Source organism: Candidatus Protochlamydia sp. W-9 (assembly GCF_001950615.1).
GTDB classification, from domain to species: domain Bacteria; phylum Chlamydiota; class Chlamydiia; order Chlamydiales; family Parachlamydiaceae; genus Protochlamydia; species Protochlamydia amoebophila.
On record NZ_BCPZ01000352.1, the window covers coordinates 1 to 10,722 of the forward strand.

Consider the following 10,722-nt stretch of genomic DNA (forward strand, 5'->3'; position numbering starts at 1 on the left):
AGCCAATGCAAAATGGTTACATTGAAAGTTTCAATGGAAAGCTTCGTGATGAATGCTTAAATGAAAATTGGTTTTTAAATGTTAAGGATGCTCGTAGCACGATTGAAAAGTGGCGCGAAGACTATAATGAGTATCGTCTTCATACAAGTTTAAAGGGTCTAAGCCCAAAACAATTTATTAGAAGTTTAAGTGAAAATAACAAGTAATTAATTGCTTGAATTTCTATTTAACTCTGGATGGAATCAGGGGGCAAGGTCACTATTACACCACATCCGTAATTCTATTGTATTCATCTACTACAAGCAGAAAAGTGCTTCAATCCGCTTTCAAATTAAAAAATCATTCAATTGTTTTTCAATTAAAAGAGTATTAACTCGCATACTCGAATATTTTTACGTGAATAGCATTACTTATATAAATCTACAAAAAAAATTTACAAATATTGGTACAATTTTTCGGATATAATTGAAATAATCCGTATTTTTGTATCAGAGAAAAACACCATTCTATTAATATTTTTTATTCTGTTTTTTCACTTTTTAAAAGCTTAATCTGTTCCTTAAGAAATTGAATTTCTTTATTCATTATATCGTACCTTTGAAAAAATCCGCGCGAAGGTTATTTTGCGTTTCTTTCAAATCCTGCATTTCCTTCCAAAATAAAATATTTTCTTCTACAGGAGTACCTATTCCCAAAGACTTAATTGCTTCTCTGTGCTCATAGAAATACCTCTCATTTTTTAGCGTCTTCAAAGCAATTGAATGAATTTAAATATCGCCCATAAATTCCGGTAGTAATTTGATCGTAACCTATGTAGTTGGCTAGTATTACTTAAATAGCTTCTAATAGACTAATATCTTGTTGTTACAGGCCAAAACTTTTTTTCTACAAAATTTTTCCGCGATACTTGTTTTATTTATTTTCTATTATTTTCGACATCGGTTCCAGGGTAAATAGGGGAGAAATCCATACTTAATCAAAAAAACGATATTTTTTAGGAGTAAAATTAGAAGATGTTCTAGAAGCCATTATAGATTCTATAGCCTACTTAAAAATAAATATCTTTTTTACAAGAAAGATGCGTTTACAACAAACGTTTACTCAAAAACGCTGACTGATCTTAAACAACAAATCTAAGAAGCTAGGCTTAAAGCAATCACAGCAGTTAACTCCGAGATGATATGTATCTATCGAAAAATAGGAGTCATCATTTCAGAAAAAGAAAGACAAAGCAGGTAAGGAGTTAAAGTCATTGAGAAGCTATTTAAAGATCTCATTTCAGCATTTTCAGATATGAAGGGATTTTCTGCAAAAAACATACGGTATATGCGTCGTTTTATGAAACTTACCAAGATTTTACAATTCCAATAAACCTTTAAAAAGAAAAAAAATTTCAATATTTTTTGCATAAAATAAGTCAGACAAGGAACTCAAAGAGCAGAACCTTGAGAATCTCTATATTTATGAGAAGAACTCTTTCTTTGTTCTCAGCAAGCACAATTCTAAAATTTACAGCGGTTGTTTTCTTCGCTGACTCACTTTACTGATTCAAAGTTGCTAGAATTTCCATGATCATATCTTTTACCTAAAAAAATCCCATTTATGGAATATATTTTGTTTTCTTTCATTTTTTATCCTTGTCTTTATCTTCCCACTGAGTGATTCCTTCATCAACTAAGAAAGCAAGTCCAGTTTCGATAACATAAGGGGCATATTGTTTGCATATTGGAATTGGAACGAACAAAAGGAATAGACCGCAAAGGGTTACTGTAATGCCAATAGTGACACGTAATGGCACACATATCTCATCACCTTTGTCATTATCTTTGTCGCCATGACTATGCTTAGCCATGTTGATATGATTATCAAAGAGAAATTGTTCATCTTCGGCGTGGTAAGGTAAATCAAATTCCATACAGTTAGCCATATAGAGGGCTTTATGGTTAGTTCTCTTTTCCTGTTTTTTAAAGTCTTTCTTGAGCTGTTTGATAACCTTTTTATCGACCTTTCTACCTTGATTTTTGACTCGTTGTTCTATCTGATCAATAGTCTTATCAAGATTAATTTTCTGGCCAGTGTAGCCCTCGACTTCAGCTTACATATCGAACATGGTTTCCATGAGCTTTTTGCTGTCGCCCTTTTTGCGGTAATGATTTACCTTCTCAACAAGCTTTTCGATGCGTAAGGCAAAGCCAATATAATTAAGGTTGAGATTAACTTGTTGTGGGTCAGCACTCAGAGGAGCTACGGTACTAAGTGTAAAAACACAGATCGTAAGAGATAGAACAGCAGTATTAAGCTTAGAAGGTTTCCAAAAATCACCCATAACATCCTTTTTTTTGTTTCTTTTGTGTAGTCGATTTGAAAGTAGTCAAGTTCTGTGAATAGCCTATGCCACCATGTGAATGAAAAAGTGAAAGCAATGATCACTATAAAAAGTATCGCTAGCATTTAAATTTTCTCTCTGTTTCTTTTTTAAAACCAATCGTGATCTTCAACGCTTCTTTATAATGCGCTTTATATTCCGAATACTGAACAGACCCCTATATTCAAAGTTCTGACCAGAACCCAATACCAGGCATTTTTTCCTTCGTTCCTTTTACAGTTTTCTATTGCTGTAATTTCGCGTTTTAAGCATTAAATAATTTTTAAAATTACGCAAGCGTAAACCAATAAGGCAATTATTCAAATAGCGAATTATTCAATTCTTTTATGGCTTCAACGATATTTTGTCTAATTTTGGCTGGAGTACTTAATCAATTATGCCAAAGTTTAAGGCGTAATCCTCAATCAATTACTTGCATAATATTTTCTTTGGACCAGGCGTGAAATAGGTTTTCAAATTCTCGAAGATAAGAAGTTTTTAAAGCCTCAGAAATTTTATATTTCGGATCGTTTAGTAATTTTTTTCATTAAAGAAATTTCATAGAAAGTGAGTACTATTTAAGAATTGATGGGTTATTCATTCTGCCTTTCATGAATGGAATTCATTCTGGAAGATAAATATTTTTGTTCGGTAAGAATTAAAGTATCTACTGCTCTTTCTCGCCAATAAACTTGTAGATACCTAATTCTTTTGCCACAAAGTAAGCGTTACCCAAAATTTTTAATGTTCTATCTTTTTTCGCTTATATACAGTTTTAAGCATTTTTATTCTTATTAACTAAAAAATTAAACACTTAAAAATACTTTGATTTTAACACCTCCTGCAACAAACAGGAGAATTTTGTGATTTATACCATCAATAAAATCGTTGAACAGGTGGGAAAAATTGCCATACAAGGCAATATTATTCCCAATGAGTGGTACGCTCATCTTCGCAATGAAAAAGGTAAATTCAAACCAATGCTGCTTTAATCTTAGCTAACATTGTTTATTGGTACCGACCTATCCCCACTTACGATATTAAAACGAGCGAAATGGTAGGTTATGGAAAAAAGTTCAAAGATGATCTTTTACAGTTGAATTATAAATATTTTAATAAAAAGTTCGGTTTTAGCGAAATACAAAGCCGAAATGCTTTGATTTACTTAGAAAATAAAGGGCTTATTTTTCGAGAATTTCGCGCTATGAAAATAGGGCCTGACTTGCTTAATAATGTTATGTATATAGGAATTTATCCAGAAAAGATTTCTTCCATTACTCAGCAGACTAATCACTCCTTATCAACTTCAATTCCAGAGATGCAAATCAATCCATCAACTCTACAAATTCCCTCCATTCAAACAGAATCTCCTCAATTTAAAACCAAAGAAAAAGATTGGTCTGTTAAATTTTCGGATGAACAAAAAAGTTTTTTGCATTACTTGCTAAATATTCAGCCTGAAATGGGTGATCCCATTGAAAAGAACCATGCCACATGATGGATTAAAAGTTTTGGGATCGAGAAGATCAAAACAGCTCTTCAAGTTTATTGGGAAAGAGTCGAAAGAGCTAAACTAGATCCTACTGTTCCTATGCCCCAACATATGGGCAAATACATGCGTACAGCTCTTAATGAAGACTTACGTCCCATGGGCTCGAATTCTTGTACCCCCTATTTAGAAAAATCGAAACAGGTGGTCATGAAAATGAGACGACATATACAAATATATCAATGATATCTATGTCTTTAAATGAGATCAATGATAGCAACAAATCACTGACCTATCAAAAAAATGAAGCTTTAAAAACAAAGTCCTCAACCAAACAAAATTTTGTTAAATCACCTATTTCGTTAAATAAACCTCTTCCTTCCATTCCTAAAAATTTAAACAAAGAAAATTTTAAAAACCTGGATTGGAAAAAAAACTTTAATTCAGACGAAAAGAAATTTTTGGATTATCTTCTCCGTCTTCAGCCTGTTCAAGGAGACTGCATTGAAGAAAAGCATGCAATCTGGTGGATTAAAAAATTTGGGATTGGGAAGATCAAAACAGCTCTTCAAGTTTACTGGCAACAAGTAGACAAAGCCAAGGTAAATGCAAAAATTCCTATGCCAATGAATCTAGCAGCATATGTCAGGCAAGCTTTGAATAACAGAACGCAACCTTGCAAAGATGCTGATAAAAAAAATAAAAGCATTGCTGAGCAATTTAAAAATGAAATGGGATGGACTGACTTAACAATAACAGAGAAATATTGTCGAGCTGAAGAACTTGGCAAAGAGTGGTATTATAGTTTGCCGGAAAGCCTTTTTGTAGAAAGCTTAAAGAGTACGTTTGCAAATTTTTATAGCAGTAATGAAAAGCAATATTTTGTGGCTTAACTTTTTAATAAGCAAAAAATTTACAGATTATATCTATTTTTCTATCAAATCTCATCTTATTTAAGGGGTTAGACTACACAAGAACAACCGCACAATCTATAAATAAAATTTTGGTTAAATTAAGAATGGATAAAAAAATAACTTAATACTGAAAGTTTGCATTTTTATTTTAATCAGAAAATAAAGTTAAATGCTAAGTAGACTTTAAGTTTTTTTTGATAGATTTTGTTTTCAGTAAAAAGTTTTATACAAGAGAGATGTCATGATAAATGCAACAGCGAGCCAGTCTACAAGTTTACCAACGCAAATAGCAGATGTTTGTTCTGGGAATCATAAAAAAAGACTTTTGATAGGGGAAGGAAATTTCTCATTTGCTTTAGCTTTGATTAATAAACATGATAAAAAAAATATCCATTCACCTGAGAAATCATTGGCTCATTCCATTACTGCAACAGAATTAAATGATAAGATTCATTGTTCTGACTGTAAGTCTGTGAGAATATTTTCAGATGAAACTGAAGAGACATATACCTGTGAAAATTGTAAAATAACTTTGGAGAGGATTGAAGAACTTAAAAATAAAGGAGTTAGGGTTGAGCTGGGGATAAACGGAACGAAAATACATGAAATAGAAGAATTTAAAAATACTAGATTCAGAAGAATTCACTGGAACTGCCCCCATGATGGAAAAAGCTATAAAAACCAAACTTTGCCGCCGATTATTCAGAAATTTTTTAAGTCATGTGCAAAAGTACAAAAAACAGGCGATAGAGTGCACATTACTTTAGCACAACCTACAGAGAAAGCACGTTTTTATCAAGTATGCATTTATGATATTACTTATGCAGCTTCTTCAGCAAGTTATGTAATACTGAAGAAAAGAAAATTTGATAAGGAAAGATATCCTGAATATGAGCATGTAATGACAGGGACCAATGAGACAGCTATTGTTACTGAACAGGGATTACGAGAATTTGTATTTAAAAAAGTAAGTCAAGAATCCTTTCGTGAGGCCATAAAACAAGTGAAAGTTAAATATAAAAAAAATTACAGTGATAAATTTACGGAACAATTGATAGTCATGAACTCAGAAAAGCAATGCCAAGTTGCTTCAGCAGATTTTTTTATAGGTAATAAGGAAGTATGCAGAGATTATTTTTGTTGTTCAACTGACGAGGACTCATCAGACTATGACGATTTACCAAATTAAGAAGTGCAAATGCTATTTATATTACATACCTATTAATCCTGCTATCGATAAGGGTAGCCTTAAGGTAATTTAGCACAATTTTGGCAGAAAATCTTTATTTAAACTCTATGATATGGAATTGTTAATCAACTTGACCTGCTGGAAGAGAAAATGCCAATTAAAAGTGGTAAATGCGTCAGTTGTCTCAACTTTGTGGACGTTTCTTATAGCTCACTAGTCTCGAACGCCCTCAAGAATCTCTTTAAATTCTTTGCAGGTATTTTAGATGAAGACTTAGTGACTTTAAAGAATTGATTAATGACAAGTCCTTTCTCTCGGCATATTTTCGCAAGCACTGTTCCTGAGTAGGAATTGATTGAGACCTTTCTCTTGTTCTTTATTTGAAACTCTAGCAAGCAGTATCGGTTTCATATTCAAGTTTTTATTATATCTTTAATTGAGGAAGTATTATTAACCTGAATTTTGGGTTTTTAGGCAGCCATTAACAACAAGCGATGCTGTTCTGCTAAATTTATAGATGGCTTTTTAGGTTGGGGGGTATAAGCAACAATCCCAGCTAATAGATTATTTAAAAAATTTCCGGCATTTCTGTGAAGTGTATGTTCTATTTGAGAAATATTTTTTAGTTGATCATTGACCGTTTCAATAATAGCTCGTTTTCTAAGAAGAATTTTGTCTGTCAACTTCATAAGATTCTGCTTCTTATTCGATCTTAGGGTAGTAAATAGTTCAAGACCTTGTTTCAAAAGCCTCTTTGAAAGTTCTTTCAAAATATACCCCTTATCACCAAATAGTTTCCCAAAAACCCTTTTGAAAAAGTTTCGGCAATAGAAACATCAGCAACATTTCTAGGAGTTATTTGATAGACTAATTGTTCTAATCAAATGGAGAAGAGCCATGAAATGTACACATTGCTGATCAGATTTGGTAAAAAAGAATAGAGTTCTTCTGAAACCTAATTTTTAAGTTCATAGATTTGCCTGAGGATTTAAATGCTCAAGTCACTTGTCATGAGTAAGGCGAGTTAGAAGCGGCTAAATTTAAAGGAGATGAGCAATGGAGTTTTATAGGAAATAAGAAAAATGATCAGTGGTTATGGCTCGTTTTACATAAAAAAGTCGCCAAGTGCTTGCTAGGCAAGTGGGTTCTCGAGATAAAAAAACCGCTGAGCTTCTTTTTGCAAAACTGCTTGAATCATTAAAAAAAAGCCCTCTATTTCACTGATAAGTTTAATGTCTACTATGAAACTACTTCAGCCTGTTAGCAAACAATCTGGTCAGACAGGCTACATTGAAAGATTTAATTGCACTCTTAAGACAAAGGTGGGCAAGACTTATAAGGAAAACACTTTCATTTTTTAAAAAGCTAACTAATTACATATTGGTTTAATAAAATATTTCATTTGTGATTATAATAGACAATAGAGAGTCTTACCTATTTAGCACTACCTATTTTTCCATCAAATCTTATTTAAGAGATTGTTGGATTATACAGAAATTATAAAATCAATAAATAGAATTTTAGTCAAATTGAGTTTATAGCAATACTATTACAGAAAGCGCGTTAAACTTGGAGAATTGGCATTTTATTTTACGAAAGCTCGTACAAGCTTGTTACAAAAAAGTTTGGATTAAACTTGACTTCTTTGTTAAACACTAAGGTCAAAATTCTGTTAGGTCATTAAATTAGAAAAAGGAGTCTAATTTAGAACTAAAAAAAACAGATTAGGGAAAGTTGGATAGTAAAAGGCAAAAAAATTTTTACCACTCCTTTTATTAAAAATAAAAGGAGTATTAATTAATACGTTCATAGATCTTTTCCAGAACTCTTTTAAGTGAACCTAATATCAGAAGAGCATTATTAAAAAGAAAGCTTTCTTGCTGAAAAATTTAGTTCAGATATCATAAATCCTATTTACTATTAAATGATAAGCGACATTAATTTGGTTTAATCTGTGACTAGAACAAATCTTAGTTCTAAAATTAGAACCTGGCTAATTTATGGCAATGAACAATATGACACCCATTAATCTTAAAAAACAAAAATTTAATTCAATTATCTGAATGTTAAGTGATTTTCTTTTGATAAATAAAGATTCATTTCTTATTTATCTTTTAAGAGTTCTCCATCGATAAATCAAATTTTCTTTTAAAATGCGACCATTTATTTTATTTTATGACTATTACCATGATTTTTATCTATACATTATAATGTTAAAACATTTATAAAATAAAATTTATTTTATTCATTTGGAGGGTCATTTTGAACGTTTCTAATACAGGGATTAATTCTAATTATCTTGGCAATACAACAGCTCTTTCTTATTCCCAATCTCAAGAGATTAATGACCCTCTTGTGAATGAGAATAATGCTTTAAACAATCCTTTGGCTAATACAGAGGAAACTAATGCGTCAACTATTCAATCTTCCGAACTTTCATCTTCACCTGAAGAATGTCAACTAATTTTTAAAGATGAAACTTCTCTAACTATTCCTCATTCTCAATTAGCTTTGTTAAGGGAAAGATCCCTCTATTTTAAGCGTTTTTGGTCAGAAAAAAAACACCAACGTCATGTTGATTCAACACAAAAGGATTTTACGCATCTGCTGAACTGTGTCATGGATGCTAATTTTAAAGTTCCTTTGGAAGAGATCACTTCTGTCATGCAACTAGCCGATTTTTATGAACTGATAGAAGTACTAAAAAGTTTAGAAAAACAACTGCTTGATGAATACAAATTAGAGGATTTTGATCCTTCTAATCCTACTGAAGAGAGCTTAGTCAAATTAAAAGAGTTTTTAAATTTCGCGTATGGACTTGAAGGATTAGATAAATTAAGAAACCATTTAGAATTTGAAGTAAACGTATTATTAAAACAGGCCTCTCAGTTCGTGGGGTTTAAAAGAATTATAAATCACCTCTCAGATGAGGTAAGAAAACTTAATTTTTCGAATAATACTCATCTAACGGATGCTCACCTTTTAGTATTGAAAGATTGTAAAAATTTAGAAGAGCTTCATTTAGAGGCGTGTCAGGATGTCACTGATGCTGGATTAGCGCATTTAGCACCCTTAACGACTTTGCAGTATCTAAACCTGAGTGCATGCTATAATCTCACTAAAGATGGATTTGCGTGTTTGACACCCTTAATGGCTTTGCAACATCTAAATCTGAGTGGATGCCATCTCACTGATGAGGGATTAGCCCATTTGACAGCTTTAACTGGTTTGCGGAGTCTAAATTTAATCAATTGTAAGAGACTTAACGATAATGGATTAGCGTATTTGAAATCTTTAACGGGTTTGCAGCGTCTAAATCTAAGTGGCTGCGAAAAGCTCACTGATGCTGGATTAGCAAATTTGTCTTTTTTAGTAACCTTAAAACATTTAGATTTGAGTGGTTGTTTTGACATCACCGATAATGGCTTAGCGCATTTGGAATCTTTAACGGACTTGCAAAATTTAAATTTAAGTAGATGTATAAAGCTCACTGGTGGCGGATTAGCGCATTTGACATCCTTAAAGACTTTAAATTATTTAGATTTGAGTAAGTGCAAAGAATTAATTGGTGAACAATTAAAGCATTTAAAACCCTTAGCAAATTTATGGTATTTAAATCTGAGCTGGTGCATTAAGCTTAAGGATGCTGAATTAAAGAATTTGACGTTCTTAACCACTTTGCGGCATCTAGATCTGAGCTCTTCCGTTAAGCTCAGCGATGATGGATTAGCGTATTTAAGACCTTTAGGAGCTCTAGAGCGTTTAAATCTAAGCCACTGTGATAATTTCACTGATTCAGGATTAGCGCATTTGGCATCCTTAACTGCTTTGCAGGATTTAGATCTAAGTCGATGTAAAAAACTCACAGGTAATGGATTAGCGCATTTAAAACCTTTAGGGGCTCTAGAGCGTTTAAATCTAAGTCAATGTAAAGAACTCACTGATTCAGAATTAGCGCATTTAACATCTTTAGAATCTTTGCGGCGTCTAAATCTGAGTTTTTGCTCCAAGCTCACCGATGATGGATTAGCGTATTTAAAACCTTTAGTGGCTTTACAGAACCTAAATTTAAGTCGCAATAGTAAACTGACTGATTCAGGATTAACGCATTTGGCATCTTTAGAATCTTTGCGGCGTCTAAATCTGAGTACTTGCCCGAAACTTACCGGTACTGGATTGATGCATTTGACATCCCTCCTAACCAATTTGCAGTACTTGTATCTAAAAAATTGGAATAATAATAAAGATTTCAATTTAATTATACAAAAGGGATTTTTACCTTCATGTAGTAACTTAACAATAAGGTTTGGTGTAACTCATTATAATTGATAAAATTTTATAGAAATTTTAAACAAAAAATTTTCAATGCTGTTGATACTTTAGAAAATAAAATAGCAAATTGTATTTCTAACTTTTTTAATAATTGACAAAATTATTAAAAAAATACGGTACTCAATTGTACGATAAAACATAAGCTTAACCTAAAATTTTCAGACCGCAAATTTAAAGAAAGCTAATCTTTTTTTTAATTTACCAACCATGAATAGTTAATAAAGTTTTAAAAGTATGGATGATATACTAGATAAGTAGTTAGTGCTAAATAGGTAAAGCTATTTCAATAAACTGAACCTATTAACCTGAATTTTGGGTTTTTAGGCAGCCATTAACAATAAGCGATGCTGCTCTGCTAAGTTTATCGATGGCTTTTTAGGTTGGTGAGTATAAGCAATAATCCCAGCTAATAGATTAATTAAAAAATTTCCGG

Annotated in this window: 8 protein-coding genes and 3 pseudogenes; 7 read left to right on the forward strand and 4 right to left on the reverse strand. The window is 32.0% G+C overall.

Going from position 1 to position 10,722, the window contains the following annotated elements; translation table 11 throughout:
• On the forward strand, positions 1–206 hold a 206-nt coding region (locus tag BU804_RS09810), incomplete at its 5' end, for an integrase core domain-containing protein (protein ID WP_143298985.1).
• A 1,418-nt stretch (positions 207–1,624) separates the two neighbouring features.
• Here BU804_RS09810 and BU804_RS09825 read toward each other — a convergent pair.
• Complete coding sequence (locus BU804_RS09825) at positions 1,625–1,915, reverse strand: hypothetical protein (RefSeq protein WP_075883927.1); 291 nt, start codon at positions 1,913–1,915, stop codon at positions 1,625–1,627.
• Positions 1,916–2,095: 180 nt separating this feature from the next.
• A complete protein-coding gene (locus tag BU804_RS09830) occupies positions 2,096–2,326 on the reverse strand; it encodes a hypothetical protein (protein ID WP_075883928.1) in 231 nt (76 codons plus the stop codon).
• Between the two features lie 902 nt (positions 2,327–3,228).
• Between BU804_RS09830 and BU804_RS15565 the strand changes: the two genes are divergently transcribed.
• The 4 genes from BU804_RS15565 (at position 3,229) to BU804_RS09845 (ending at position 5,957) form a co-directional block, all read left to right on the forward strand.
• Positions 3,229–3,357 (forward strand): hypothetical protein, encoded by a 129-nt coding sequence (locus tag BU804_RS15565; protein ID WP_255371580.1) that lies wholly within the window; start codon positions 3,229–3,231, stop codon positions 3,355–3,357.
• A gap of 62 nt (positions 3,358–3,419) precedes the next feature.
• On the forward strand, positions 3,420–3,863 hold the full coding sequence (locus tag BU804_RS15030) for a hypothetical protein (protein WP_226996185.1): 444 nt from the start codon (positions 3,420–3,422) through the stop codon (positions 3,861–3,863).
• A gap of 242 nt (positions 3,864–4,105) precedes the next feature.
• Positions 4,106–4,747: a hypothetical protein gene (locus tag BU804_RS14310; RefSeq protein WP_075883929.1), complete on the forward strand. Its 642-nt coding sequence runs from the start codon at positions 4,106–4,108 to the stop codon at positions 4,745–4,747.
• A gap of 262 nt (positions 4,748–5,009) precedes the next feature.
• Positions 5,010–5,957 (forward strand): class I SAM-dependent methyltransferase, encoded by a 948-nt coding sequence (locus BU804_RS09845; protein ID WP_075883930.1) that lies wholly within the window; start codon positions 5,010–5,012, stop codon positions 5,955–5,957.
• Between the two features lie 470 nt (positions 5,958–6,427).
• Here BU804_RS09845 and BU804_RS09850 read toward each other — a convergent pair.
• A pseudogene (locus BU804_RS09850) lies at positions 6,428–6,834 on the reverse strand (transposase); the annotation flags it as partial.
• A gap of 96 nt (positions 6,835–6,930) precedes the next feature.
• On the opposite strand from BU804_RS09850, the pseudogene BU804_RS11630 reads away from it, so the two are divergent.
• Together BU804_RS11630 and BU804_RS09855 are read left to right on the forward strand one after the other, a co-directional pair.
• Positions 6,931–7,381 (forward strand): annotated as a pseudogene (locus tag BU804_RS11630) (IS1 family transposase); the annotation flags it as partial.
• A gap of 838 nt (positions 7,382–8,219) precedes the next feature.
• On the forward strand, positions 8,220–10,286 hold the full coding sequence (locus tag BU804_RS09855; RefSeq protein ID WP_143298986.1) for a hypothetical protein: 2,067 nt from the start codon (positions 8,220–8,222) through the stop codon (positions 10,284–10,286).
• A gap of 323 nt (positions 10,287–10,609) precedes the next feature.
• Here the strand turns inward: BU804_RS09855 and BU804_RS12340 are convergent.
• Positions 10,610–10,722 (reverse strand): annotated as a pseudogene (locus tag BU804_RS12340) (IS982 family transposase); the annotation flags it as partial.